Origin of the sequence: Enterobacter sichuanensis, assembly GCF_002939185.1 — a bacterium.
GTDB lineage: Bacteria > Pseudomonadota > Gammaproteobacteria > Enterobacterales > Enterobacteriaceae > Enterobacter > Enterobacter sichuanensis.
This window is the reverse complement of the sequence record NZ_POVL01000008.1, coordinates 75,436-100,828: the sequence shown is the minus strand read 5'-3', so window position 1 is coordinate 100,828 and position 25,393 is coordinate 75,436. Positions and strand designations below refer to the sequence as shown.

At 50.7% G+C, this 25,393-nt stretch carries 39 protein-coding genes; 11 read left to right on the top strand and 28 right to left on the bottom strand.

Annotated features, from left to right (window positions below; all coding sequences use genetic code 11):
* Positions 1 to 2 precede the first annotated feature (2 nt).
* From C5687_RS06035 to C5687_RS05900, 28 genes are all read right to left on the bottom strand, one after another.
* On the bottom strand, positions 3 to 404 hold the full coding sequence (locus C5687_RS06035) for a phage tail assembly chaperone (RefSeq protein WP_104556599.1): 402 nt from the start codon (positions 402 to 404) through the stop codon (positions 3 to 5).
* Positions 405 to 459: 55 nt separating this feature from the next.
* Entirely contained in the window at positions 460 to 930 is a 471-nt protein-coding gene (locus C5687_RS06030; RefSeq protein WP_104556598.1) for a phage tail tube protein, read from the bottom strand.
* 52 nt (positions 931 to 982) lie between these two features.
* Positions 983 to 1,330 (bottom strand): tail completion protein gp17, encoded by a 348-nt coding sequence (gene gp17, locus C5687_RS06025; protein WP_104556597.1) that lies wholly within the window; start codon positions 1,328 to 1,330, stop codon positions 983 to 985.
* Positions 1,327 to 1,776: an HK97-gp10 family putative phage morphogenesis protein gene (locus tag C5687_RS06020; RefSeq protein WP_104556596.1), complete on the bottom strand. Its 450-nt coding sequence runs from the start codon at positions 1,774 to 1,776 to the stop codon at positions 1,327 to 1,329. The genes gp17 and C5687_RS06020 overlap by 4 nt, the downstream gene beginning before the upstream one ends.
* The gene (locus C5687_RS06015; protein ID WP_016042205.1) at positions 1,773 to 2,111 is read right to left on the bottom strand and encodes a phage head closure protein; all 339 of its coding nucleotides are present in this window, start codon (positions 2,109 to 2,111) and stop codon (positions 1,773 to 1,775) included. The genes C5687_RS06020 and C5687_RS06015 overlap by 4 nt, the downstream gene beginning before the upstream one ends.
* The gene (locus tag C5687_RS06010) at positions 2,111 to 2,437 is read right to left on the bottom strand and encodes a head-tail connector protein (RefSeq protein WP_080396471.1); all 327 of its coding nucleotides are present in this window, start codon (positions 2,435 to 2,437) and stop codon (positions 2,111 to 2,113) included. Before C5687_RS06010 ends, C5687_RS06015 begins: the two co-directional genes overlap by 1 nt.
* A 33-nt stretch (positions 2,438 to 2,470) precedes the next feature.
* Complete coding sequence (locus tag C5687_RS06005; protein ID WP_016066093.1) at positions 2,471 to 3,628, bottom strand: phage major capsid protein; 1,158 nt, start codon at positions 3,626 to 3,628, stop codon at positions 2,471 to 2,473.
* 2 nt (positions 3,629 to 3,630) lie between these two features.
* Entirely contained in the window at positions 3,631 to 4,308 is a 678-nt protein-coding gene (locus C5687_RS06000) for an HK97 family phage prohead protease (RefSeq protein WP_104556595.1), read from the bottom strand.
* Positions 4,309 to 4,325: 17 nt separating this feature from the next.
* Positions 4,326 to 5,600, bottom strand: a complete 1,275-nt coding sequence (locus C5687_RS05995; protein ID WP_104556594.1) for a phage portal protein — start codon at positions 5,598 to 5,600, stop codon at positions 4,326 to 4,328.
* Positions 5,600 to 7,114: a terminase large subunit gene (locus C5687_RS05990; protein ID WP_104556593.1), complete on the bottom strand. Its 1,515-nt coding sequence runs from the start codon at positions 7,112 to 7,114 to the stop codon at positions 5,600 to 5,602. The genes C5687_RS05995 and C5687_RS05990 overlap by 1 nt, the downstream gene beginning before the upstream one ends.
* Before the next feature lie 6 nt (positions 7,115 to 7,120).
* Entirely contained in the window at positions 7,121 to 7,606 is a 486-nt protein-coding gene (locus C5687_RS05985) for a hypothetical protein (protein WP_032624428.1), read from the bottom strand.
* A gap of 150 nt (positions 7,607 to 7,756) precedes the next feature.
* Positions 7,757 to 7,993 carry a hypothetical protein gene (locus tag C5687_RS05980; protein ID WP_096218400.1) on the bottom strand — a complete coding sequence of 79 codons (237 nt, stop codon included), beginning with the start codon at positions 7,991 to 7,993 and terminating at the stop codon, positions 7,757 to 7,759.
* Entirely contained in the window at positions 7,993 to 8,334 is a 342-nt protein-coding gene (locus tag C5687_RS05975) for an HNH endonuclease signature motif containing protein (RefSeq protein WP_016063613.1), read from the bottom strand. Before C5687_RS05975 ends, C5687_RS05980 begins: the two co-directional genes overlap by 1 nt.
* On the bottom strand, positions 8,331 to 8,909 hold the full coding sequence (locus tag C5687_RS05970; RefSeq protein ID WP_104556592.1) for a hypothetical protein: 579 nt from the start codon (positions 8,907 to 8,909) through the stop codon (positions 8,331 to 8,333). The genes C5687_RS05975 and C5687_RS05970 overlap by 4 nt, the downstream gene beginning before the upstream one ends.
* A complete protein-coding gene (locus C5687_RS05965; RefSeq protein WP_158252218.1) occupies positions 8,903 to 9,484 on the bottom strand; it encodes an HNH endonuclease signature motif containing protein in 582 nt (193 codons plus the stop codon). Before C5687_RS05965 ends, C5687_RS05970 begins: the two co-directional genes overlap by 7 nt.
* Before the next feature lie 59 nt (positions 9,485 to 9,543).
* Positions 9,544 to 11,004 (bottom strand): glycosyltransferase family 2 protein, encoded by a 1,461-nt coding sequence (locus C5687_RS05960; protein WP_104556591.1) that lies wholly within the window; start codon positions 11,002 to 11,004, stop codon positions 9,544 to 9,546.
* Positions 11,004 to 11,405: an HNH endonuclease signature motif containing protein gene (locus C5687_RS05955; RefSeq protein ID WP_158252217.1), complete on the bottom strand. Its 402-nt coding sequence runs from the start codon at positions 11,403 to 11,405 to the stop codon at positions 11,004 to 11,006. The genes C5687_RS05960 and C5687_RS05955 overlap by 1 nt, the downstream gene beginning before the upstream one ends.
* Before the next feature lie 369 nt (positions 11,406 to 11,774).
* Positions 11,775 to 11,921 carry a hypothetical protein gene (locus C5687_RS05950; RefSeq protein ID WP_238380449.1) on the bottom strand — a complete coding sequence of 49 codons (147 nt, stop codon included), beginning with the start codon at positions 11,919 to 11,921 and terminating at the stop codon, positions 11,775 to 11,777.
* A gap of 4 nt (positions 11,922 to 11,925) precedes the next feature.
* Positions 11,926 to 12,195 (bottom strand): hypothetical protein, encoded by a 270-nt coding sequence (locus tag C5687_RS05945; protein WP_104556588.1) that lies wholly within the window; start codon positions 12,193 to 12,195, stop codon positions 11,926 to 11,928.
* Positions 12,192 to 12,734 carry a glycoside hydrolase family 108 protein gene (locus C5687_RS05940; protein ID WP_032665922.1) on the bottom strand — a complete coding sequence of 181 codons (543 nt, stop codon included), beginning with the start codon at positions 12,732 to 12,734 and terminating at the stop codon, positions 12,192 to 12,194. Before C5687_RS05940 ends, C5687_RS05945 begins: the two co-directional genes overlap by 4 nt.
* Entirely contained in the window at positions 12,734 to 13,012 is a 279-nt protein-coding gene (locus tag C5687_RS05935) for a phage holin family protein (RefSeq protein ID WP_023150207.1), read from the bottom strand. Before C5687_RS05935 ends, C5687_RS05940 begins: the two co-directional genes overlap by 1 nt.
* Positions 13,002 to 13,391, bottom strand: coding sequence for a phage holin family protein (locus tag C5687_RS05930; RefSeq protein WP_104556587.1), 390 nt, complete (start codon positions 13,389 to 13,391; stop codon positions 13,002 to 13,004). Before C5687_RS05930 ends, C5687_RS05935 begins: the two co-directional genes overlap by 11 nt.
* 978 nt (positions 13,392 to 14,369) lie before the next feature.
* Positions 14,370 to 14,564 (bottom strand): hypothetical protein, encoded by a 195-nt coding sequence (locus C5687_RS05925; protein ID WP_146086271.1) that lies wholly within the window; start codon positions 14,562 to 14,564, stop codon positions 14,370 to 14,372.
* 194 nt (positions 14,565 to 14,758) lie between these two features.
* A complete protein-coding gene (locus tag C5687_RS05920) occupies positions 14,759 to 15,574 on the bottom strand; it encodes an antitermination protein (RefSeq protein ID WP_104556585.1) in 816 nt (271 codons plus the stop codon).
* Positions 15,575 to 15,601: 27 nt separating this feature from the next.
* On the bottom strand, positions 15,602 to 16,981 hold the full coding sequence (locus C5687_RS05915; protein WP_104556584.1) for a replicative DNA helicase: 1,380 nt from the start codon (positions 16,979 to 16,981) through the stop codon (positions 15,602 to 15,604).
* Positions 16,978 to 17,859 carry an ATP-binding protein gene (locus C5687_RS05910; protein WP_104556583.1) on the bottom strand — a complete coding sequence of 294 codons (882 nt, stop codon included), beginning with the start codon at positions 17,857 to 17,859 and terminating at the stop codon, positions 16,978 to 16,980. The genes C5687_RS05915 and C5687_RS05910 overlap by 4 nt, the downstream gene beginning before the upstream one ends.
* 15 nt (positions 17,860 to 17,874) lie before the next feature.
* The gene (locus C5687_RS05905; protein ID WP_104556582.1) at positions 17,875 to 18,711 is read right to left on the bottom strand and encodes a helix-turn-helix domain-containing protein; all 837 of its coding nucleotides are present in this window, start codon (positions 18,709 to 18,711) and stop codon (positions 17,875 to 17,877) included.
* Positions 18,712 to 18,789: 78 nt separating this feature from the next.
* Positions 18,790 to 19,002 (bottom strand): helix-turn-helix transcriptional regulator, encoded by a 213-nt coding sequence (locus C5687_RS05900; RefSeq protein ID WP_104556581.1) that lies wholly within the window; start codon positions 19,000 to 19,002, stop codon positions 18,790 to 18,792.
* Positions 19,003 to 19,110: 108 nt separating this feature from the next.
* On the opposite strand from C5687_RS05900, the gene C5687_RS05895 reads away from it, so the two are divergent.
* From C5687_RS05895 to C5687_RS05840, 11 genes are all read left to right on the top strand, one after another.
* Positions 19,111 to 19,776, top strand: coding sequence for a LexA family protein (locus C5687_RS05895; RefSeq protein ID WP_104556580.1), 666 nt, complete (start codon positions 19,111 to 19,113; stop codon positions 19,774 to 19,776).
* A gap of 195 nt (positions 19,777 to 19,971) precedes the next feature.
* The gene (locus C5687_RS05890; protein ID WP_104556579.1) at positions 19,972 to 20,184 is read left to right on the top strand and encodes a hypothetical protein; all 213 of its coding nucleotides are present in this window, start codon (positions 19,972 to 19,974) and stop codon (positions 20,182 to 20,184) included.
* A gap of 280 nt (positions 20,185 to 20,464) precedes the next feature.
* The gene (locus C5687_RS05880; protein ID WP_104556577.1) at positions 20,465 to 20,851 is read left to right on the top strand and encodes a S24 family peptidase; all 387 of its coding nucleotides are present in this window, start codon (positions 20,465 to 20,467) and stop codon (positions 20,849 to 20,851) included.
* A 106-nt stretch (positions 20,852 to 20,957) separates the two neighbouring features.
* On the top strand, positions 20,958 to 21,368 hold the full coding sequence (locus tag C5687_RS05875; RefSeq protein WP_104556576.1) for a hypothetical protein: 411 nt from the start codon (positions 20,958 to 20,960) through the stop codon (positions 21,366 to 21,368).
* Positions 21,322 to 21,561 (top strand): ParE family toxin-like protein, encoded by a 240-nt coding sequence (locus C5687_RS25340; protein WP_420796101.1) that lies wholly within the window; start codon positions 21,322 to 21,324, stop codon positions 21,559 to 21,561. The genes C5687_RS05875 and C5687_RS25340 overlap by 47 nt, the downstream gene beginning before the upstream one ends.
* On the top strand, positions 21,558 to 21,944 hold the full coding sequence (locus tag C5687_RS05865; RefSeq protein WP_104556575.1) for a hypothetical protein: 387 nt from the start codon (positions 21,558 to 21,560) through the stop codon (positions 21,942 to 21,944). Before C5687_RS25340 ends, C5687_RS05865 begins: the two co-directional genes overlap by 4 nt.
* 12 nt (positions 21,945 to 21,956) lie before the next feature.
* A complete protein-coding gene (locus tag C5687_RS05860) occupies positions 21,957 to 22,820 on the top strand; it encodes an ORF6N domain-containing protein (RefSeq protein WP_104556574.1) in 864 nt (287 codons plus the stop codon).
* Entirely contained in the window at positions 22,820 to 23,383 is a 564-nt protein-coding gene (locus tag C5687_RS05855; RefSeq protein ID WP_104556573.1) for a hypothetical protein, read from the top strand. Before C5687_RS05860 ends, C5687_RS05855 begins: the two co-directional genes overlap by 1 nt.
* Positions 23,380 to 23,745, top strand: coding sequence for a hypothetical protein (locus tag C5687_RS05850; protein ID WP_104556572.1), 366 nt, complete (start codon positions 23,380 to 23,382; stop codon positions 23,743 to 23,745). Before C5687_RS05855 ends, C5687_RS05850 begins: the two co-directional genes overlap by 4 nt.
* Complete coding sequence (locus tag C5687_RS05845; RefSeq protein WP_100776975.1) at positions 23,729 to 23,986, top strand: excisionase family protein; 258 nt, start codon at positions 23,729 to 23,731, stop codon at positions 23,984 to 23,986. The genes C5687_RS05850 and C5687_RS05845 overlap by 17 nt, the downstream gene beginning before the upstream one ends.
* A 44-nt stretch (positions 23,987 to 24,030) precedes the next feature.
* On the top strand, positions 24,031 to 25,323 hold the full coding sequence (locus C5687_RS05840; protein WP_104556571.1) for a tyrosine-type recombinase/integrase: 1,293 nt from the start codon (positions 24,031 to 24,033) through the stop codon (positions 25,321 to 25,323).
* Positions 25,324 to 25,393 lie beyond the last annotated feature (70 nt).

The following is a 25,393-nucleotide window of genomic DNA, read 5'->3' as shown; positions in this document are numbered from 1 at the left end:
CTTTACGGCTTTCCCGCTTCTTCCTGGCTCATGCCGAGGTTGAGGGCCTGAGCCAGCAGGCGGGAGTGCACCGGGCCATAAATCTCAGAAACCTGAGCCTGATCGTCATCGCCGAACACGCGTTCACCGTTTTCATCCAGTAAAACGTCAATAAACAGAACGACGTCGGCCTCTTTGTTACGCAAAAACTTCTGCGATTCGGTCAGCAGAGGCGGCTCTTCACCTTCCGGGATCTGAGGATTGACGATTTCCCGGAACTTTACCCAGGCATCGCCGGAAGGTTCGCGCAATGTGACCTTTGCACCGTCCCACTCGGGCACGGTAACACCCGGTTTTGTGCGATACGCTTTCGATGCAGTAAGCGCCACGTTGCGTAATGAATTCTGTGATTTCTTTTGCGCCATTTCATTCTTCTCTTTTTCTGGATCGGGAGATTAAAAAAAAAGCGGCCGAAGCCGCTCAGGAACCAGGTGCGTAAATGCGTTTTGGCTTGCCGCGTACACGCAGGGAATAGGTCGCACCGACAACAGAAGAGGTTGCCGCAGACCAGGAACTCTGGCGAACTTCCACAAGAACATAAAAACCGTTACCTGACGGGAACTCTACGCGGAGTGCGCGCAATTCATCGTTTTCATATGCTACCTGTAAGGCTTCCTGCGCAGCTTCATCACCAACCCAGTTACGGGTAATGCTCATTTCAGCAGGCGCGGCGAGGCCGTTGGTTTGCTCCTGCTCAGTTGAGCAGAGCGTAGTGACGTCGATATCCCCTTTCTGCCCGCCGGTGAAAGTGATTTCCTTCGTTGCGCAGGCGGCTTCCAGCCAGGTAACACCAGCGCCCGGGAATGTTGAAGAGTTAAAATCCTCTGCTGTAACTGGTGCGCCGGAGACGGCAAAGGTCATCCCCTTAGTGACTTCATACTTACTGGTCATGATTTCTCCAGATGAAAAAAACCGCCTGAGCGGTCTGTTGTGGTGAGTTAGCTTAAACGGTTACCTGAAATTCGAGCGTGGCCCGGTGATAGCGCAGATCCGGCTCATAGCCGGGCGTTTTTACGATGTTAGCTGGCTCAAGAACCTGCATGGCATCGAGCGCCATATTCCTGATCGTGCGCGCTTCAGTAATGGTGCGGGAATAAACATCGACCTGCACCGAAACAGAAGATTCAGCCTGGCCGCAGAGAACATCAGCGGCCGCGTCGGTGATAATTGAGAAAATTACCCAGGGCGGCGAGATTGAAGGATTCCCGTCACTGCCGAGCGGTGCAACGTAGGGATAAACCTGCCCCCCGGCCAGCGGCGCCAGCAGAGGATAGAGATCGTCTTCCGTCATTTGCTTAATGCCTCGTCGATGGCCTGGTTCATTCGCCTGATTGCAACCTCTGTCGCCTGCTCCTGGCGAACATCAAACGCGGAACGGATGAAAGGATGTGGCGGCATATTCACCGTACCCATTTCGACGAATCGCCAGTAAAAGGCGTTTCTCGGGTTATTCGCCTTCATCGTGTTATCGCTGTTCCCGGTGCGCGGGTTAACACCACGAATGTGGACACCGGAAGAAATTTCCCCGCGGCGGCGGCTTTTTTGGGTCACCACCACCACGTTTTTTTTCAGTTTCCCGGTGCGCACCGGTGCACGGGCGATCACTTCTTCCTTAAGCACTTCGGCGCCGGCGCGCGTGGCATCACGCAGAACCCTGTTATTCTCAGCGCGGCTGAGCGCCTCAAGGTCTTTTGCGATGTCATTTAAACCAGAAAAGTCGAGGCTCGTTTCAATCATTTTTCAGCTCCCGTTTTGCAAAGAATTTCCAGGCGAGTGCCAGTCGCATTTGCTACAGGAGGACCGATGATATTTAGCACCTGACCTTTATACGGGCCGCTGAGCACTTCCAGACGAGAAGAGGCATTCAGCTCTGACCTGAAGCGCATCCAGACGCGAATCGTTGCCTGCGCCGTTTCCGCGCCGCCTGAAAGCTGCTCTCTGCCGCTGATCCCCTTTACCTCAGCCGGGACCGGGTTGCCACCTGTCCACGATTCAACCGGCTGACCAGATGGATCGCGCGAAGTCGTGAAGGTGAGAATTTTTACCCGGTGCCTGAATCGTCCAGGTTCCATCAGGAGCCCTCCTCAGGTTCAGATTTACCGCGCCAGTTGCGATGGATGAACATCATGCGTTCTGCTGCAGCGTTCTCATATAGCTGTATTTCGCTTTGCGCGGTGCGGTGTTCAAACATGTCAGCAAAGACAAGGAGAACGGCGCCCTTAACGGCTGCAGGAATATCAGCTGCAACTTTCCATGCTGGTTCATCGCACCAGCGTATGCAGTAGTCAAAAGCTGCCTGAGCGTACAGGGTAATCAGCTCGTCCCTGTCGTCTTCCTCAAATTCAATCTGCTGCTTAAACAGGCGGAGGCCAATTACATCCAGAACATCTATCGCCATACGTTAAAAGGGCGGGTCTCCCCGCCCCCTCCATCATGAGCCAGAAGAGAAACTGCCCTTGATGATTGCCGTCGGGCGATAGTGCGCCAGCGCCAGGCGTTCTTCACACAGGATGGTCAGCATGTTTTTCACGAAGTTGTCGCGATCTTCGCGGCTGACTTCTACGGTGGCATCCATGCGATCCCAGACCTGAGATGCCATGTCGAAACCGCCCACAGTGAAGGTACCCGCTGCCTGTGCCTTGGTCGGTACCACCGGCAGGCCCCACATGATGTTGCTGGTAAACGCCTGAGGACCACCGAAGATATAGCGGCCTTCGTTGTCTTTCAGCAGCGCAATGTTGTGCCAGTCGCGCGGGTTCAGGACGATACCGGAAGCGCTAAACTCAGACTCTGTCACCTGATAAATGGCGTGAGCGATAATGTCGGCGCGGGTGTCGCCGGTTGCATTCAGCGAGGTGTCGTAGGCGGTTGCCACTTTGTTCAGACCTTCCAGGTTATCCCCGGTACCGTCGCCGTTCAGCAGCTGGCCTTCTTCCTTCAGCGCCAGACCGTACATGAGGCGGTTGTTGACGTATGACTGCAGCATTGGCGCATCATCCATAACCTGACGTGACGCCTGCACCCAGTGGGCGATGGTCTTCACGTTCGCGGTCTGCTTACTGAAGGTAATATCCGATTCAGGTTTCAGCGCCTTCTCGGCCACCACATCGGCGTTATTGGTAAACACCTCTTCACGGACATATTCCAGGGAGTTACTGGAAATGCGGCCCTGCGCCAGCAGATCACGAATGGTCAGACGGCGCAGGCCCGGCATGATGATGCCTGGAACCTGCATCGGCTGGATCAGGCTACCTGCAGAATCAGAATCACTGCCCAGCGACTTGTTAAAGGTTTTCGCGTCGAAGCTGCCTTTGCTGCCGTTCCAGGACTTCTGCAGTTCTTCCGCTGCGCGTTCGGAGAAGGATTTCTTCTCACCCGGATTTTCGGCACCGGAGGCCAGTTTCTGCTCAAGATCGAAGAGGCGAGTGCCGGATTTGGTCAGTTCTTCCTGTACTTTCGCAAGGTCCGACTGCAGCTGTTTGGATACCTTACCCGTGCTTTCGATTTCAGCTTTCTGTGCATCGAAAAGCTGGGACATTTTCTGCTGGGACTCTTCGATAGCTTTTTGAATGAGAGCGAGTTCAGACATAATTAATTACCTAAGTTAGAAGGGAAAGATTTGATGCTCTGAAGCAGAGCGTTTATTTGTGCTTCGTTTCCGTCGCCCTCGGACTCGCTCCGAATCGCTGACTTAAACCGGGCTATTAACCCTACTGCCTGTGATTTGGTGAGGCCGACTGAATCCCTCAGCCAGTTCTCCACATCACGGATCGTTTCAATGCCATCGACACTTTTCATGGCTGCGATGCCAGCCTGTTCGTTGGCCGGGAAGGTGCAGACGCTTATTTCGCGCAGTGCCTGGACATTCTTGAAAATGCGGCCGGTGGGAATGATGGTGTAATCATCTTTTGCAACCGAAAAGCCAACTGACATCCCCTCAACCGTACCGTGCTGCATTGCAGCTTTCAGGTCGGTGGCCCCGCTGTGCCCTGGCGTCAGTTGACCGCGCACATACAGTCCTTTTTGGTCTTCTGCCAGGTTGTCCCATTTACCTACCGGCAGTTCCCACGTCCTGTGGTTGAAAAACATCGCCACTTTGCGGGTCTGGTTCGCCAGCGCGTTTTTAAATGCCCCGGGCAGAATGATGTCGCCATCGGAATCGGTGTTGTTAAAAACAGAGGCGTAGCCTTCAAAAATCCCCTGTTTACCGTCACCGGTGAATTTGATTTCTGTCTCGTCGAAGGACAGCGTTTTTACGATTTCAGGCATTACGGCCCCCATAAAAATTAAGCCCCGTTATTACGGGGCTCTTTGTTGGTTCCTAAGTCGGTGATCGGCACGTATTGCGACTGGCGCATTGCCACATCGCCACCCTGCAATGGCGGGAGGTTGTCCGTTCGTCGCATCTCGTTGATGGTGCGTAACCCTGCTTCTCCCATTGCCTTCATAAAAGCAGCGCGGGATGCCGAATCGCCCCTCAGCAGGCCGTCGAGGTTGTGCTCAGCATGAATGCGGCCAACATCCTTAGCAGGAATAAGCCACCGCTGAATGCTGTTTTCCCACCGGGAGATATAGGGCTGCAGGGTGTACTGCAGGAAGCCGAGATTCTGCTGCTCGATGCCCGATCCCCAGCTCGTTGATTTCTCGACGTCGCCGACAAGGTGAGGCGGTACGCCAAAGAACCGCGCCAGTTCACTTACCTGAAATTTTCGAGACGCCATCATTTCGGCATCCTGCGGCGTTACGCCAATTGCCGATGTGGAAAAGCCCGCTTCCAGAATCCAGAGGCGTTTTTTAACCGGACCGCCGGCGATCTCTTTGAAGTTCTCTTCGACCTGCGATCGCTGCTGTTCAGTCAGCACTTTCTCGCCGGTTGAGAGGATTTGCGGAGACTTGGCGCCGTTGGCAAAGAAATCTCGCTGCTGGTCCTCCATCGCAACTGCCACACCTGCCGATTTACAGGCAAAAGCAATGGGTGACAGGCCGACCAGCCCGGTGAATCCGAAGCCTTTAAGGTGAAAAATCTCTCTCTGCGAAAAGTCGGCGTATTCGCTGTCGCGTTGATAGCGATAAACCACTTTTTTTCCGACGAGTTTCACATCCATATTGGCAGACTGAAGCGGGAGAAGGCTTATCACGTCACCCGCGCTGTTGCGGTCCACCAGTGCATACGCGTTACCGTAGAAACAGAGCTGCATCGTCATGGCCTCCCTGAATTCCTGGGCGGTCATGTACTGATTCGGTGAGTAGCGCAGCAGTCGCGCCAGCGGATTGCTCAAACCCACTTTTTTGCGGTTGTCATTCTGGTCGGTTTCTAAGACATCAAGCGGTAAGCATGCCGTGAGCGTTGAAATCAGGCTCACGCAGCGCCAAACCGTCGAAATTTGCAGTATCCGTTCATCGTTAATGGATGAATCGCCCAGGTGTCCGTGGGCCGAAACAGGCCCCGTCTGTGAGCCCTGATTTGGGGTGACTAAACGCCCGCCGACAAACCAGGACTGCAGCCTTGCCCACCAGCCGTTATTGGTTCGCAGGTCAATCGTGTATTTAGGTTCTTCCATCACATGCTCAGCGGTCGGAAAATGAAGTCATCGAAGTCACCACCCTGTTCGGTAACTTCCCCATTAGCAGCACCAACGGACATTGTCATTGCGACCATGCCATCAATACGGCCTGTTGCTTTGGACTTATCGAGCTTGCGGTTGCCTGCAGCATCTTTAACCACCACCGCATTCACAGCACACATCGTTAATACGGGGTGCATACCATGCCTCACGCGACCGTTAAGCATTAGAGACTCCAGCGTGTCTACAGCTGGCCCCATATCCTTAAAGCCCTGGCCGAACTCGACCAGCGGGAGGCTCAGCCCAATGGCATCGGCATCCTTCCTGAACTGGTCAATGCGCCAGCGGTCAAAAGCCATCGAGGTAATGTCGAAATCACCGATAATTTCAGCGATATCCGCAACGACGAATGAGTAATCAACCGAAGCGCCTGGCGTGGTGCGCAGCAGCCCTTCTCTCACCCAAACGTCATAGGGTGCGCGGTCCGTTTTGGTTCGCTCTTCAAGAGTCTTTTGCGGTGTCCAGAAGAAGGGGAAAACATCCCAGACACCATCATCTGCTTCGCCAGCGATAACCAGCGCCGTTAAGTCGTTCCTGGCTGACAGATCCAGCCCCGCGTACCACTTCCTCGGGGTGTTAATCGGCATCTCTCCGCAAAGCTCCCACACGCTGCGGGAGATAAACGGCGATACGGTAGAAACGCGCTGATTGAGGTTGAGATTTCGGAAGGTGTTTTCGAAGCTTGGCATTCGGCCTGCTTTCTCGGCCTGGCGCGCCATGTCTTTTTCTGACCTGAATGTTCCCAGTGCCGGGTTCGCAGCCAGCCAGGACTCGCGTTTACTGATATCAGCGTCCTTTGGCGCTTCATAAACGTGGCACACGATGTGCGGATCTTTCGATTTGACCGCATCATCAATCCAGATGCTCAGCAGGTCAGCATCGTTTGCTGCCTGCGTACTGATAACAATCAGCAGCGGGTTTTCATGCGCCCCCTGCGCGGTAGTTATTGCATCGATAAAATCATCCTGCGGCCCCCTAACCTGCCCGGTTTCATCGAGAATGGCCAGAATGGGGGAAAGGCCGTGCGTCGTCTTTCCTTCTGCGGATAAAGCCTTGTATTCGACGTTACACGGCAGGCCGATCAGCTTTTTGCCGCTTGGCGTAATGTGCACAATCTCCTGCAGCTTAGGGTTCAGGTTGACCATCTTCACCGCGAGGTTAAAAACGATGGCCGCCTGTTCCCGGCTAAGTGCACCGCTGACAATCTGCGTGTTCTGGACCGCTTCAGGACCCACCAGGTGAGCCAGCAGGATTCCAGCGATTAAGCCTGTTTTACCGTTTTTTCGGGCGATGCTGAGGATCGCCATATCCGTTCCGGCTGGATTGTCGTAAACCGCCAGGATGAAATCTTTCTGAAAGGGGTCCAACCGCATAGGCTGGCCGATAAGCTTGCCTTCCGGCACGATGCAAAAGCGCTCAATGAACGCTATTACACGCTCACCTCGCGTCATAGTCTTTTATCCGTGCTTGGGAAAGGCGATCAGGTTGTCGTCCTGGTCCTGATGCTCGGTTTTGGTATTTCGTGCATCACGATCATTCTGATTGCGTTTCTTCTGGTCGCGGCTTTCGCCGTTGGTTGCGTGGGAATGGATCTGGAGGTCACGGCGCTGAGCCAGAATAGTTCGCTGCAGCTCAACAATCTGCTTGCGTAGGTCTTTGATAAGCCCTTCGTCGCGGCCCTCTCCGCGTGCTCGCTCTTCTTTGCGTAAATCCTTACGTAAAACCGTTATATAGAGCTGGTTATTTGCCAGTTCTACAGCGGCCAGAAGGTCGGCCGGCGTCCAGCTGTCCAGAGCTTTCGATCTGATATTGTCATGCCAGAATGGTTCGGCTTTTTTTTCCAAACCTGCATGGGACGGAGGATCGATGGTGTCCACTGCTGCATTTTTCATGGCCTGAACCGCTGCCGCCGAACTGTCGGAACGGGTTCGTTTATCTGCCATATGTCAACACCTTAAAACTAAAAAAATCGGGTTAGCGTTAAAATCAAACTTTGGCGGCGGTCATTTGGGGCAAAGGTTTTGAAGATTTGATCCCCCCCCCTGCCCTGATGCGATTCGTTCTCATTTAATTTCATTGCATATGAAATGATTTCACTCATTCATTATCCGCTTCACTTCATCATTCCAGGGCGTCTGTTTATCAACCTGTTCGAGTTTCTGATCGCCTTTACCGCGCCCGGAGACAACATGCCCTGAAATGGTCACCGTCGGCACCTCCTGCCCTACAGCGTGCGAGAACTGAATGGATGTCACGTCCTTCATCTCCACGCCATCAATCACCAGGCGAACGAATTTTCCATCGAGGTATTCAATGCTGAGGTCTTTCATTACGTGCTCCAGTGAGACGCAGGATCGAGCGGGTAGCCGTTGGCATCACAACCTATTACCGCGCCGCTCTTCTCCATTCTCTGTTTCGTTGAGTCATGATGCGCTTTGCACAGTGGCTGCCAGTTATCTTTACTCCAGAACAGGAGCTGTGCTTTCGATATGGCCAGAGGGTTACCTGACTTAAGCGCATCTTTAAGTTTGTGGGGCTCGATATGGTCAACCACCGTTGCTGGGGTTATGCGCCCCTGCTGCTCGCACATCACACATAGTGGGTGCTGCTGCAGGAAACGCAGACGGGCCTTATCCCATCGGCTGCCATATACGCGGGGCTCTTTGTTCATGCCAGTCTCCATGCGCGGCGGCGTTCCGTCCTCGGTTCGTTGTCAGGGTGACGCTCAACCGTCGGGAGGTCAGCGTGATCCACCAGCGAGTAACACGGATAAATCACCCGGCCACCGAATGCCTCACCGACGGCGTAATCAGCTGCCAGCGTTTTATTCCATGCGTTAAGCATGCGCGCCAGCCTGCCCCGAGGAGGGCTGTAACATACGCCGTGAATCAGTTTGCTAAGAACAAGGTAATCAGCGTTTACTCTGTCTGCTTCCACCAGCATTCCGGCAATCTCTTTCTGATACTGCGGCGGTCGGCCGGTACCGAGATAAAAGCTCAGCATGTCGTCAGGGAAACGCACCAGCCAGTCCTGAGCCTTATCACGAAAACCATCAACGGGTAATGCATCCTCTTCGATGATAATCACCCTATCTGACTGTTCAGCGGCCCAACTAAGAGCGCGAAGATGGTTTGCATTTGCACCAGCGCTATGTTCATCCATGAAGATACTGTCAGCCTCAAGCTTACTCGCTAAGTCATTAGCCATGTCTCGGCGAGAGTGGTGGGCCACGATAGCGATCAACATCTGTCAGCCTCATTGTGTGTGAAGTGCTCAAGTCTGGCAGCGACAGCTGCGTCCCTGGCTTCTTCAAGTGACACGAATGTTTTCCTTAGAACAAACTTGCCATTGAGCTTAACTTGCGCGAGCCAGCGCCTGTTGCCGCGATTCAGATAAGTAACCCCGAGTACTCCGGTTTTATTATTTTTCTTAGCGCCGCCGAGGTTCTGATTGTTCTCGCTTCTGCTGGCCAACCTGAGGTGATTGATATTGCAGCAGAGCCTGTTGCGACAAATATGATCGACATCCATACCATCAGGAACAGGACCGTTCACGGATTCCCAAACAAAGCGATGCACACGTAATGCCTTACCGCCAGTTCGTATGCTGCCGTAACCTGTTTTTAACTTTGCTCCGGTCCATACCTGGCATTCGCCTTCAATCTTTGTCCTGGCCTTAATTGCTTCCTGTGGCGAGCTATAAACTGTGTTCCTCACAACCAACGGATCACCGTATTTCCGCCATCTGAAATAGTGCTTTCCGCACATCCCTCTTTTTTCAGAACTATTATCGCAGTCATTCACGGAACATTTTTTAGTCATGTGCATATCTCGCAACCAATAAAAAAGGCCGCCGAAGCGACCTTGATTTATTTTTCAAACTATTTATGGCGAAACCACGCACACTCTCTACCGACACCATCAGTCTTAAAAACTGTGTGGATGCGCGGGCCGGTGACAATGCGATCGCCAAAAGACTTAGCGACAATGCCAAAAGCGATCATGTCACCCACCGCGGCGCCAGCCTGTTCTTTCTTCCAGAAACGATAACTCTCGATCCGGTAGTAAAGACGGATGATGCCGTGAGCGAACGCCATTACATCAGCGCGGGTGCCACCCAGCAGACCAGCGTTAAGCATCACATCGCCGCGGTGCGCTTCAAGGAACTCCTGATAGATACGCTCAGGATGATTCTGTTTCGCCCAGGTGTCGGCGTAGGTCTTCGGTTCAGAACCGACATACACCTTCCCGGGTTCCATTTCTTCCCACGGCGCGCGAAGCATTTCGACATCGGTACCATCAGTACACCAGACGAACCGGTATTCAGGGTGATCGCGCAGGTGCTGCCAGATATGCAGCCAGCGTCGGAAGTAGACATTCATCTTCAAGTCAGGAACGCGGTAAAGCTCAACGTCTGCCGGTGCCGTCTGCAGTTCATCCACCAGCGCTATGCGGCCACACTGTCGAAGCGAGGCCGCCCACTTGATCAGCATGTCAGGTGAGGCCGTCATTTTCGTGCCGCGTTGAGGGTCAGGCTGGCTGGTCAGTAACGTAGTGATAACCACGTCGCGCTGACGCCGATATTCAACGTAACCGGTAAAGCCGGTATCACGTCGTTCGTTGTGGATCTTCACATTACGTTCCACCAGCGCCTGGCGGTCGGGCCTCGGTACCGAACGCTCCACCGCTTCATGCTCATCGAGGGAATGAATCAGCTTGTCTGAACCGAGGACATCAGCATAAGCCCACGTAGTCAGTCCTGCATTATGGATGCGCAGGGCGAGGTCGCTGTGCTCGTACATGCCGCGACCATAAACCGGATCGAATCCGCCCACCTTCTCGATGGCGCTGCGGTGGTAATAAAGCATCACGCCGCGCTGTCCGGTATACGCCACATGCTGATCGTCACGGTAAAGCACCGAAAGGTCATTCAGCTTGTTGCGGCCAGCCAGATCGAGAAACTGGTAAGCCAGATGTGGCTCTGGCGATTGGATGTAAGGGAGGTGCCAGTTATCAGCGATGGCATACGCATCGTCATCCCACAAAAATAAATGTTCGCATCCTGAGTCCATAAGGCATTCAAGGCTGGCATTTTTCGATGCGACAATCCCAAGTGACTTATCGTGCCGGATTAACTTGCACCAATCCGGCACTTTTGCTGGAGGGTTGGACCCGTCATCGATGACGAATACCACAGCGCCGGTAGGTAAATGTTTACGATGTTGCTCAAGTGAATTTGCGAGTACCTGCGGCCTGTTATGCGTAGTTATCGCGATGCCGATTTTATTGTGAGAAACGCTATCGGCGCGGACATAAGGAACCCCATCAATAATGACGTCCATTATTTCCCCTCAAATTCGCATCGTGCTTTTTCAACCGCAGCCGTTGCTTCGGATAATGTCTCAAATTCCTTTTGGAGAATGATATCGCCATTTCTCGTCAGTCTCGCCCTGTACTTTCCGCTTTCCCTGAGAGATACACCCATCACTCCAGTGGAGCTAACTGGCTTTATTCTGTTCCAGACGTTTACTCTGTGCGTTACCACACTTAGGTGTTTTGGGTTGACACACTTTCGGTTATGACAGGCGTGATCAATTTCCAAACCTTCAGGAACATTCTTGACCAGTAGTTCATAACTGGCTTTGTGGGCCAGGGTCATCACCCCTTTATGTTTGAACATTCCATAGCCGTCTGGATTTATGTATGCAAGCCAGTTCCAGCATCCGGTTGACTCATCAACCATATACTTGCTTCTCAATCTATCGAGTGGTGATTTTGCTTTAAGGGAGCCGGTTTTATAGAGCCGAAGATAATGCATCTGGCACATGCTTTTGCAATGCGCTGGCCGTTCACATGAATTAACGGAACAGGTTTTACCTGCATTGCTAACAATCCCATTCATCGGAGCTACCTTTTAGTGATGAACCTTGTCGCACAGGAGATCCAGCCCTCAGAAGGCTCCGACGCCAGCCGGTTCCTCAAGGGTCATCCTGAAAGGTTCTGAGTAGAATGTGCGCGTGCGATGCGCATTAAAAAACCCCGCGGGTGCGAGGCAGTTTTATACCTTGTAGGGGATAAGTGTTGTCTTATCCGCTGAAGGGGATAATCAGAACTATTGCGAGGATCTGATTTCTTTCTGGCAGTTCGCCTGCCACTCTTTGTTATGCGCCAGGATGTCGCGCTTTGTCTGCCGATCCAGCACATCCCAGTCGTGCGCTGTGCCGTAGATGGGTTTAACCCAGTCGCAAGCCGTGTCCACTACCTCAACCCTTACGGGTCCAGTTGTCCCGCAGCTCGCGATCAACATCGTTATCAGGCAAGTGGTTAACAGTCTGCTGTACATTGCTGGCCTCTTTCGTTGTCTCTACACGGCGATCTGCTGCTGCGACCGTTGCAGCTGCGTTATCTTCGGTGCGCTGCTGATCGGCTTTCGCTTCCGCTTTGCTGGTTCCGCGTGAATGACCCAGGCCAAACGCGGCGGCAATAGCAGCAAACACCGCGACAACGAGTCCGGTAATTATCTCAAGCGTCATATAACCACCCGCTCCTTTACCCAGCCATAAACAAACGTTTCGTTCGCGCTGCGCTGTTCTGCCAGCTCAAGATAACGCTGACCCTGGCTACAATTCAGGGCCCGGAGCATAACCAGTTCGCCCTCTTTTCCTCGCCGGGAAAGATAGCTTTTTAACGCGCTGATAGTTCGCGGACCGATAAAACCATCTGCAATCAGATCGGGATAAAGCGTGCCCTGAATGTTGAACACGTTCAGCCAGCGCTGGAACCATTTGGTCTGAACTGATGGGCCCATGTTAACGCCGGTATCGCACAATTCGGCGGCGATGGCTGGTGATACCTCAGAAACAAGGTCGAAGCGTGGCCCTGCCCAGTAGTCAGCCGTCAGGATATCCAGCGCCTGCTGGCGGGTAAGGTTACGCATATCACCGCTGTAACCGTGGGCACGTGCTACCGCTTGCGTGATTCCCCAGTTTGTTGGGCCACCTTTATCGTCGGGGTGATTAACGTAACCGCCCTCTTTGCCAAGAATGGCGTCAAAAATTTCGTCTTTTGTCATTAGTGCCTCAGAAGATCAACCAGACGTGCCAGATTTCCCCGGACCTTCATAACAGCTGCGCATATCAGGAGGTTCGACATCACCACCAGCCAACTGGAGTCACGATAGAGGCCGAAGATGAATTGCCATGGGATTACTGCGTAAACCAGGATGGTTATATACGCCAGGATTGAGATAAAAGGACGGTGCCGGGCACCATGGCGCTGGTAGAACATCAGAACGACGACGATCACCGAGCAGATAAACGCGTTAAAGACAGCTGACGGGTCAATTACCATTTCCCCCTCCTCCGCGTAACCGTGAGAAAAAACCGAACAGGGTGTTCAGGTCCTGGTTATTAAGAAAAGTTAGGATTTTTATACACAGTGCAGACAAAATCACTGCACCGAGTGCATCCAGTGGTTTTTCATAACTCGAGGCAGCATTTAGCCATGAACCAACAAACCCGGCGCCAAGCACTCCAACAATGAATGATGTAAGGAAATATGCAGCCAGGCGAGCACGCGTAAGGTTTGCAGCTGTCGCGACGTAAAACACCGCACCACCAAACGCTCCAAACACCACGCCGAAATCTGTATGAGTAAAGACACCATACAGGACTGAACCCAGCAGGCCTCCGCCGATAACTGCACCAGTGCCGGTTAATGGATCGGACATTACGCCCCCTCTGTAATTGCTATGAATCCTCTCAGTAAGTTTGAGGGGAAATAATAAAAGCCCGCTGTTGATGGCGGGCTAATGAGTTGACTATTTGTAAGGTAGGTGTGAGTAAGACTTATGCTCAGAGGTGAAGCTGTATCGGCTGATTCACTATCGGTCCAGGAGAACCACCGGGCATTCAGTTACTTCCCACAACTCAAAGCGTAGCAGCAGTTTGCAAAACCATAAAAAAAGGCCTGCGTTTTATGGCAGGCTCTCAAGGAATTTGAAACTGTATTGTTGTTGTCATGGTGCCGGGTGCCTCCCGGTGACTCTACCCCAGTCAGCAAAGCCGCGCGCATACCTGCAGATAGCAGTTGACTGGAACGCCCTTTCGCTTAGAAAGGATTCACCACATTCATAATCTATGTTTGAGTCATAATCTGAGTCAATGGCAATTTAACAGGAGGCTAACCAAAAAGACGCCTGTCCGGGTAAACAGGCCGAAGTTTATTCACAACAGGAATTATTATAGTTAAGTGGCGCCGGGGGCCTCCCGGTGGACTCTCCAGACACGAAGTCCGCGATCTCGTTTACGATTCTCACCAGAGAAATTTTGACTGTACACCACGCCGCATACGGGGATTCACCACGACTGCAATTTACCTATGATTCATAAATATCGTCAATCTACCAAACGGTAGGGGTTGATATTTTTTAAACTTTATTAATTAATTTTTTAACTTACAGGATTGTTATTACCACCGTAAGGAACTAAATCCCAGCCGCCGGCTTTTACAACCACAGACAGAAAAATGTGAAAACGTTTTGGCGGGGGATGCGATGTCGTCCCCCGCTTTTTTGTATTCAGTAATGGCAATCGAGGTGGACATCCCCCCTCTTATTGCCGTGAGTCCTCTCAGAATGATGGGAAACAAAAACGCCACCGTGAGGTGGCCTATATATGATTGAAATTTATGATTTGGTAAGGCTTGATCAGACCGGCAAAGCCTTCGGCTTGCCCATGTGATATGTAATAAGGCTGCTTTTGCTGCCATCTTCCCAGACTGTAGAGCTCTCGGTGATCTTCAAAATCACCCAGCCTTTAGAAAGGCCCAAATTGACTTGCTCCACATCTTCTACCGTCCGTACTTCCTGGATTTTACTCAACAAGTTTTCATCTGCGCTCATCAACTGACCCTCAGTTAAAAAACACAACATAACAAACGCATTGAAGAAAAACCTTGCTGGAAATAAAAAAACCCGCACTCAGGCGGGTTTGATGTCGTGCAGGCGTAATATCCCACGATTAGAAGCATACAGGACAGTTTTATGCAAAGTCAACAGTAACGTGCAAAAAAGTGTCGCCATTTGCTCCGATCATATTAATAAGTTGTTGCCTTATCGAATTCTACTGCCGCGTGACGCTCCCACTGGCGCAGCGTGTCCACCAGCATTTCATAAAAGGGTTTCCAGTTGCGTGACCATGAGGACTGATGGAGGTCCGGGAGACGCTTCAGAATGGCACGGTGTACCGTCGCCGAGGAGATAGCAGAGAATCCGTTTCCACTGCAGCGCTCACAGGTTTTAAACACCGGCGCGCCGCGCTCGCTTGTGGCCTTGCGGTCGAGCACCTCTCCTTTACCACCACACCGACAGCGGGCGCTGATTGTTCCCTTGCCTTCGCAAATATCACAGATAGCCGGTACAACCTCTGTTACCTCAGTCCAATGCTCCCAGTCAGACGGACGAACGGCACGAGAGCGGTTAGCCCAATATGGCGCTTTACCCCATGGGTACGAAACTTTGCGGGTAATTTGCTCGCGGGTTGTTCGCCCGGTGCCACTGCAGCTGTGACATGTCACGCTGGTAGCCGCAGAACGGGAGTAATCAGCAAAGGCAAACTGCGCCAGCGTCAACATGCATGCTCCGAGCTTGTCGCCAGCGGCTTTGCGGACATTTTTAGGAGCGTTTTTGATAGCAACCTGCGCCAGCGCCTGAACTGCGAGCTGTTCATCTGTTTTGCTGATGCCGGCCTTGCCGAAGAAAGCAGCCAGGCCGAAGCGCGCTCGGCTGCTGGTGGTGCCAATCGCCGCCATTACGTCTGTTCCTGTAAGGCGGTCCGGAGAGGTTCCCTTCACGTCATCGCTTATGTGCATTCCCTGAGGACTAAAATGTTTGAGCGATGTTTCCAGTTTCATAAGGTTGCCCTCGTTGCTTTGATGTTTTTAATAGTCTGCATTGCTGGAATGCCTTTCTTTTGAATAACGTCTGGCCTGTGTTTTTTGCTGCGGCGCTGAACGCTGCTTTGCCTCCTCCTGGTTAATCGGTAGGAAGTGGCCGTTAAAGAAACGGCGGTAAATTGTACCAAGCTCTCCGTTGCGCTGTTTCGTCACATTGATCTCAGCAATTCCCCGCGCGGGTGATTCCGGGTTATAAACTTCATCCCTATAAAGCATCATTATCAGATCAGCATCTGCCTCAATCTCTCCTGAGTTTTTGAGATCAGAATTCATCGGGCGTTTATTAGGACGCGATTCAACGCCACGAGAAAGCTGACTAAGAGCAAGCACTGGCGTTTTATTGGATTTTGCCAGCCGCTTGAGCCCTTTTGATACCTCCCCCACAGCAAGGTCATAGCGCGCAGTGCTTTCAATTTTTATTAGCGCCAGGTAGTCCACAACCACCAAGGCTATTTCTGGATGCGCCATTTGCAGGCGGGTAGATATCTGTTGGATCTGTTCCACTGTCAGATCGGTTGAATCAACCATCCAGATACTGCGGCCTGTCAGCCGCTCGACACCATTTGTCAGCCTGGCCCAGTCTTCATCATCGAAATTAGCGGCCGCTTTCAGGCGAGAAACTGACATTCCACCGGCAGCAGATACCATACGCTCACCGATCTGTATGTTGGGCATTTCCATGGTGAAGAACAGGACGCCACGTCCCTGCTCTGAAACTTTGTCGATGATATCCAGCGCCAGCTCAGTTTTACCCATGGATGGCCGAGCTGCGATAAACACCAGGTCAGTTGGTTCAATGCCCCCAGTTTTGGCATCAAGCTCTTCAATACCGGTCATGAGGCTTCTGGCTTCCTCAAGCCCTCGGTTGCGTGCATCTACCCGGTCAACCACAGCAGGAAGGATGTCGTCGATATGGATTGGCTGAACCGTCTTTTCTTCAATTGAAATTGCGTTGATGCTGTTCTGTGCAGCTTTGAACGCCGCCAACGCAGCATCACCATTGTGAGCACTCTTGAGATCAGACAGTGCCTTTTCAATCACAGCTTCGGCATCGCGAACAGCTGCGTTACGCTCAAGCGTTGTAACGTAGGAAACGAGAGCTGACTTAGCCCATACAATGCGGCTTGACTGAAGAATAACCGCGCTGTGTTGGGGCATGCTTTCGCACAGTAGTACCGGATCAATCATTCCGGTACCACGCGCCTGACGGCAGATCCCTGAGTAAATTTCACGGTACTGAGGGACGGAGAAAGCGGTAGCTGGCAACCGTGAGAGAATATCTAATACCTCAGGATCAGCGTTGCGCAGAAATATCGCGCCAATAACTGCACCTTCCAAATCTTCATTTTTCCATACTGGCGTCATGATGAAGCTCCTGCCGCAATAGCACGGAAACTTCCCCAGCCAAATGCCAGGCGGTTACGGCCACCATCGGTAACCCTGTCCACGATACGTTCACCAATCGTCTCTTTCAGTTGGTCGAAAGTAAGATTGCTGATCAGGATTGTCGGCAGAATGCTTTCGTACCGTGCATTGATGATTTCTTGCAGAATAGTCATTTCAGTCGGGCTGCCGAACTGAACACCAACCTCATCGATAATCAGCAGATCCAGAGAAGCAAACCGCTCAATAACGTCCTCTTCTGTAACTTCTGAATTGTGGCGCCACGTGCTTTTCACTGCTCTGGTAAGACGCATAACGTCGGTGATTTCTACTTTAGCCAAGTGTTCACGGATGATGTTCTTTGCCATAGATACGGCGAGATGGTTTTTACCTGTTCCGCAGTTCCCTGTCATGACGAGTCCGGTTCCGGCCGTCAGGCGATCAGGCCAGCTGCTGGTGTAACGCTGACAGGAAGAGAGATTTTTGGCGGCATCCTGATTGATAGGCTGGTAGTTATCGAATTCACATGCTTCGAAACGTCGTGCGATCCCCGCATTGTCAATCAGGTCGGCCACTCGTAATGCACGCAGACTGGATTCAATTCCCGCCAGTTCTACTTTCACACACTCCGGGCACTGGGAATGCTTAACATTTTCAACACCCCGGAACGCTCTTCCAATGAGGGAAATACACTCATAGCCGCCATGTTGCTCGCAGGAAGCTGTGTGGCATTCACCAGACTCCCAGCTTCCCCATTGCCACGGTTTTTTATGCTCTACAGCGAAAGCCAGTTCTTCACGAAGCCCTTCTCGCTTCGCCACCAGAGCTTCCCTTTCTTCGCGTTGTTTAATACTCAGCATAGTGATTTCTCCTGCTTACCAGTTGCAATCTGACTGACCGTAGTCCTGTTCGCTGAACCCAGATACAGGGAGCATTCCTGGGCGTCCTTTTGTCGGGCCAGACGGAGCCTGCCATGACTCCTCAAAGTGACGATCAGGACCGAAGAACGTGGCAGCCTGTTTGACGAACTGAGTACCTTCGCTACCCGTTGCACGGACATATCCGGCATAACGTTTCACACCAGCCAGCATTACTTCACTGTTAGTCCCGTCTTTAATTCGTGCTTTCCAGGCTTTCCAGGCTGCAGCCTTAGGATTTCCACCTGCGCGTTTTGGGTACGCCTGCCATGCCTGCTCGAACTCAGTGGAATAGTTCTCTTTGGATGAGTCTTTTTTTTCAGAACCAGAAACCAATGAGCTAATAGATTTAGGTTCTATGACTGTTTCATTGACTGGTTCAATAGAGTGACTGGTTCTGGGGTCAGCTCCTGCCCCACCCCCTCGGTCAGCTCCTGCCCCACCCTCGGTCAGCTCCTGCCCCACCTCAGGCAGTTCTAGACCTAGGTCAGCTCCTGCCCCACTCTTTGATCCAAGGTTTTTTGGGGTATTCTCAAGGCATAAATAGAACAGGTTCGACTGGTTCAACTCTCCTTTACGTCTAAATTCACGACGCAGCATCCCCATCTCTTCTAATGCTCGGACATGGCTTTTTACGGTTGAGCGGCCAATCTCACACTGGTCAGCTATGTGCTGATAAGAAGGCCAACACTCCCCCTGATCATTTGCATTATCTGCCAACTTCAGCAGAACCAACTTTCGAAGCGGGTTTCCTACCTTGACCTTCATTGCCTTAACCATCAATTCCATGCTCATGCGACACCCGCCAACTCATTTTCGTTACTGAATTCAGCCACCAGTAAAGGTTTGCTGACGCAATAATGCCGTGACATGTCACACTCCTGATGCTGGGGGAAAAATATCCTCGATAGACAATTTCTTCCCATTTTTGCTTAATACCTCTACCAACTGATGGCATGTTTTAATATCAGGAGTTCGCCTTCCAGATTCGTAATGCCCAATTGAACTAATCGTTTGTCCAATTTCATCAGCCAAGCCACGCTGGGTAAGTTGAAGTGACTGCCTTAATTTTCTTAGGTTGTTCATGGTTCCTCCTCACAGAAGAATCAAATGTACATTATGTAGTTTACACAATCAAACAAATTGTACATATTGTGCATTGAGGAAAACTACACAAGGTGTATCATTTAGACCATGAAAAAACACTGGAACGAACTGGCTAAAACCAGACTGGCTGCGCTTGGAATGACCCAAGCAGAACTCTCTGAGAAGATGGGTGTGACTCAGGGTGCAATGGGCCATTGGCTTAACGGGCGGAGAAGTCCCTCGCTAGCAGACGTTGGCTCTATATTCCAGATCCTTGGAATATCTGGGGCTTCCATAAATCCAGATGGGACTTTCACTGTCTCTGAGGATCTAACCTTACCCCCTGTTAAGCAGCAGTATGAATATCCCCTATTTACAACAGTGCAAGCTGGTCAGTTTACTGATGTTGGAACGTTTACTGAGCGTGATGCGCTCCAGTGGATTCCTACTACCAGAAAAGCTGGACCTGACTCGTTTTGGCTTGAGGTAAGCGGGCACTCCATGACAGCTCCGCCAGGAACAAGACCTAGTTTCCCAGAAGGTATGTTGATTTTAGTTGATCCATCTGAGGACGTTGAACCTGGGGATTTTTGTGTGGCCGGCATACACAATGATTCTGAAGTTACTTTTAAGCGTTTCGTTCGAGAAGATGGTCAACCATGGCTTGAACCGCTAAATCCAAACCCTCGATACCAAAGCATACCATGTAATGAAAACTGCAGGATCATCGGCAAAGTAGTGAAAGCCCAATGGCCAGAAGATACTTTTGATTAACCCTTTCTACCCTTGAAGGCCGCAAATTATGCGGCCTTTTTTTTATCCAATAGTTACCAAAATTACATCATGTAATTTATTTCCTCTTAATATTCATACACTTTGTACAAAATCATAAAAATAATGTACGTTGCGTATAGACACATCCATGTACGTTTTGTAGTATTCATTCAACGGCAAATAACGGAGCCAAAAATGAATACAGAAACACTTAAATCGGAAAACGGTACTATTCATCAATTAGCTATGGATATTGATCGCGTCATTAACGCGCTTGAATATGCTGAATCAGATCCTGCGGTTGCATACAAGCCAGCAGCACTCATTAAAATCTGTATCAATCAACTTAAAAAAAATCTATCAGTTTTGAACAATGAACTTGGGCACGATTGGCCGGAGAATAAATGATGAATGACGAAACAATCACCTTGAATAAGGAAGAAACCAGCAGAACAATTCTTGACTGGTCGCATGATGTGCGATGCTGCTCATGTTCATTATGGATTCTTTTGGAAAACATGACGAGCATCGAAGAAGAAAGGGAACATGCTCTTATTACTTTAGTCGTTCAGACATTAGAGAAAGTGAATAAAAGCATTTGCGACTTCGATACCTATAAACTTTAAATAGCAAATGAATTAATTAACACCTTTGATGGTGTGAACAAACTCACCCCGAGGAAATGTATATGCCTAACGCCGTCGCAATTAACAAACCAGTTAAAACACCTCAAATGTTGTTCGGCTCCGACAACATTAGTGACTTTGGCAACCGGGTTCAGAGCTGCAGGATGGAAGGTGACTCTATGCAGCCAACTATCGAACCTTGTGAGGTGGTGGCTTTCGTTGATTGTGGGGGACTCGTTCTCACACCCGGCATCTATGTTTTTACGGGTGATGTTTTCGGCCATAGCTGCCTTTTCATTAAGCGAATAGAGCCAATGATGGGTGGTGCCTTAAAGATTATTTCTGACAATCACCATTACCAAAGTTTCACGCTTGAAGCAGACGAGCAAAAAGACATTTGTATTCACGTAAGAGTTGTCGCTTCTTTGGCTGTGAGGCACTTCGTATGACATTCATCAAAGACAAATCCGCATATAGAGCTGCCTGTCTTTATGCAGAATGTGGTTACGAGTTAATTGCTCGGCTTTATCTTAAAAAAGCATATGGATACTAAGCATGAATAATCCAATCATTGGCACTTATCGTCGTCGTATTTTAAAAGCGGCATTAATTCGTCACCAACGTAAAACAGGCAGCACTTGCATTGTTATTAGCTTTCCAAAAGGTGGGATCACAACACTCGAACTTACCGAAATAGTGCTGGATGGTTTGCTTTCTAGATTTGAAAAATTAGCCCGTGGTGAATATGGGTCAGTAAATGGTGAAAAGGCAATTATCGCTATTTATAAGGATGCGGTAGATGTCAATGGTTACGGCGAATATCTGACAGAAAGCGGAAAGGTGTTAATTGACGATCTCATTTCTGAGTTAGTCAAGTTTGCCAAAAAACAAAAAATGGAGGCTCCGAAAACGGAGGGTCATGAAATGGAGGCAGCAGATGGCACTGACAGCGATCCGAATTCCTGAGTGGGTTCACCTTAAAGCTGCTCACGTGTTGAGCCAGTTTAGGGCTAGCCGTATTCATCCATGCCGTATGCACGGCTCAGGAAATCTCAGCCTGAAGGTAAATCATCGCTGGCGGCTGCTTTCCAGAGACGGCGGCAAGAACTGGGAAGTCATGAGTCACGAACGATACAGCAAAGTTAAGGATCGGAAATGAAAAATAAACGCAGCACCACCAGCTCAATCGATAGTGCCTTTGCCAAAGAGCAGCAGCCGGTTTATGTCGTATCAAGGCACGGGTATTCGCGCCGTTTCCTCAGCAGAAGCGCGGCACTTAGCAACCTTGCTCACTACATGGTAACCAAAACATTTCGCCGGGCCGGTTTGAACACCAACGAACCAGACGAGCCAGTTTTCAGCAATGGTGTTCTCGTCAACCGCATGGGTCAGCACACACAGCAATATCTTTTTGCACATAACCGCTGCGTACGTCGTTTACGCCTCATCCTGGCTCGAAAGCGCGAAATGCAAAAGTGGACCAAAAAATACGACGCATGGGTAGCCCATCGTGACCAATTGATGAAACAGAAACCGTTTTAGGGGAAATCGGAAATGGCTATGAAAACTGAATTGGCACCGGTGGCCGCACGTGACCTGCAAATCATCGAGTATCGCGGCCAGCGGGTGGTGACCACTGAGCAAATGGCGGCGGGGTATGGTGCCACGGAGAAGATGATCAGCAATAACTTCTCGCGCAACCAAACTCGCTTTGTTGAGGGAAAACATTATTTCGATGTTGAAGGCGAAGAACTACTGACCCTGAAGAACTCCCCCTCATTTAGAGGGGCAGTTGATAAACGCACTCCCCGTCTACGTCTTTGGACAGAGCGCGGCGCGGCCAACCACGCGAAGATGCTGGAAACCGATCAGGCGTGGGGCTATCACGAGGACCTGGTGGACTTCTATTTCACTCAGCGTGACGCGATCAACGCACCGGCAGCCCAGATACCTATTAGCCGAAAAGAGTTGGCGCTGATGGTGATCGAAGCAGAAGAGCGCGCCGAAGCTGCTGCCATCGAAAATAAAACGCTAAGCGTCACGGTTGAGAACCTGGAAAAGCACTTTACCAAAGGCATGACACTTCCAGCGTTCTGCAAAGCACTTAACGGCGTTAACACCAGCAAAATCACCTGGTGGGCTTTCCTGCGGGGCTGGCTTTATAACGAACAACCAGACCCGGAGAAGGAACCTCGCTGGAGAGTTAAATCTTATGCTCGCGACAAGTATCTGACCGAGCAGGATATTCAGATTAAAGATGTCGGAAAGGAACCTTTTACCAAAAAGAAAGTTGTGCTGTTGCTGAAGGGTACGCACCGACTTTATCAGCTCTACCTCAAAGGCGAGCTACCAATGAAAGCTACATGGAACGGCGAATACAGCCACGACAAAGCCATTTACACTCCGGAGGTAAAATAATGCTCATCTATACCGACATTCTCCGCGCCGCCCTATGCTGCGTAGCCAGCGAAAAGGAAGAACGCACCTACCTGCGAGGGGTACGCATCACCCCTTCCCACATTCAGGCATGTAACGGGGTTGCGATGGTATCAATGGAGCACGGCGACAGTACCGACATTGACGGTGTTTTTCTGCTGAAAGGCGATATCCCGGATAACGCAGAGGTGACGATTATCGACCTTCTGAAAGATGGTTGGATGGCGATTCACTTTGATGAATTCGAGAAGGCTGTGGGCTCATCGACATTAGCGAAGATCGAATGCAGTTACCCGGATTTGGAAAAATTGATGACTCCCGGGCCTGAGCGATGCGACGAGTTACCAATGTTCTCCTCAACCCTTCTCGATCTTCCATATCGCATGTTTGGATCGGCTGCACTCAAATTCAAGCCACTCGGGAAATCTGCACCATGTCAGATAATGCTCGACCCGGTAATTAATGAATACTTCGGCAATCCCTTCCTGGCTTTGATGCCACTGCGGGAAGATGCCTTTGAGCAAATCTCAGAGGTTCTGAAATGATGGAACGCACAAAAATCAATACTGAGTCGCTGAAGACAATTACCGAATGCCTGGAGCAGCTGGCGCTGGCTGAAGAAAGCATTATCTCTATAGATGGCCAGCTCCTGAAGCAGGATGCCGATCTTGATTGGCGCAAACGGGCTGAAAATGCCAGACGGACAGTACAGCAAAAGAAGCGCATCGTTATGTCCCGCCTGGCTGTTCTGCGCCAGCAGGAAAAAGAACATAACCTGCAGCTGCACCAGCAGCACAGCGATTTTCTGGTTAAGGCCCTGCGCGAAATTGTAACGCCATCTTCTTTTGAGCGGTGTGTGCGTATAGCAAAAGAAAAAGTGGAGGAGATTCATGCAAACCAGTGCTGATATCGTTCTTCTGGTGCCGAATGACTGGGTTAGCGAAAAAGTTCTGATTGCGGTTACCGGGCTCAAGCCCGGTACCATCACCCGGGCCAGAAAAGAATCATGGCTGCTTGGCCGAGAGTACCTGCACATTTCGCCAGATGGTAATCCCAAGCCTTCCAGCGAGTGTATGTATAACAGGAAAGCCGTAGATCAGTGGATCGAGGCTCAGAAAAAAAATCAACCAGGTGCGAAGACAGCATGAAAAGCAGTACACTCGTCGATGCTCCTGGACGTCAGGAGGGATTAATGGCTTTAACATCATACCCAACAGGCGTCGAAAACCACGGCGGTTCGCTCCGCATCTGGTTTCTTTATAAAGGCAAACGTGTAAGGGAAAACCTCGGTGCACCTGACACTGCCAAAAATCGTAAGATAGCTGGCGAGCTTCGTTCTTCAGTTTGTTTTGCGATAAGAATGGGGAATTTTAACTATGCTGAAAAATTCCCAGACTCACCGAACCTTGCCCGGTTCGGTCAGGATAGTAAGGAAATTACTGTGCTGGAGCTTACCGATAAATGGTCAGAGCTGAAGAGAATGGAGATCAGCTCTAATACCATGAGTCGGTATGAATCCATCATAAAAAACATGCTTCCGCGCATCGGCGAAAACAAAATGGTTTCTGCGGTAACCACTGAGGATTTGCTGTATGTAAGGAAGGAGTTGCTGACGGGTTTTCATGTGATGAAGAAGGATCACCGGACTCAGGTAAAGGGCAGGAAGTCCTCTACGGTGAATAATTACATGATGCTGATGGCCGAGATCTTCCAGTTTGGAGCGGATAACGGTTACGCAAAGGAAAATCCGTTTAGTGGAATTAACCGCCTCAAGAAAGCGAAGGGTGAACCGGACCCACTCACTACAGAGGAATTCATCAGGTTCATCCAGGCTTGCGGCCACCAGCAGATGCAAAATCTCTGGTCGCTGGCAGTCTATACCGGAATGAGGCATGGGGAGTTGTGCGGTCTGGCCTGGGAAGATATCGATCTGCATGCCGGGACTATCACTGTAAAACGCAATCTTACCCAAACGGATGAGTTCACCCTGCCGAAAACCGAAGCAGGAACTGACAGGGTGATTTATCTCATTCAGCCAGCTATTGATGCTCTGAAAAATCAGGCCCAATTGACACGCCTTGGCCGGCAGTATGAGGTTGAAGTGAAATTGAGGGAGTATGGCCAGTCGGTCATTCACCCATGCACTTTCGTATTCAGTCCTCAATGCGTCAAACGTGGGCCTCGTACAGGATATCACTACGCGGTTAATTCCATTAATAAAATTTGGGCACCGATAATCAAACGTGCAGGTATTCGTTATCGCAATGCCTACCAGTCACGACACACCTACGCGTGTTGGTCACTGTCTGCTGGTGCTAACCCAAATTTTATAGCCACTCAAATGGGCCATACCGATGCTCAGATGGTTTACAAGGTGTACGGGAAGTGGATGTCTGAGAAGAGCGCCGAACAGGTTTCTCTACTTAACCAGGCTCTTTCACGCTTTGCCCCATCACTGCCCCAAAGCAAGGTAGCAGCACAGTAGAAATTCCTAAATTCAAGTGGTTAGCATCATTACTGCTACATTTATATAACACGGGGCACAAAATGCCCTC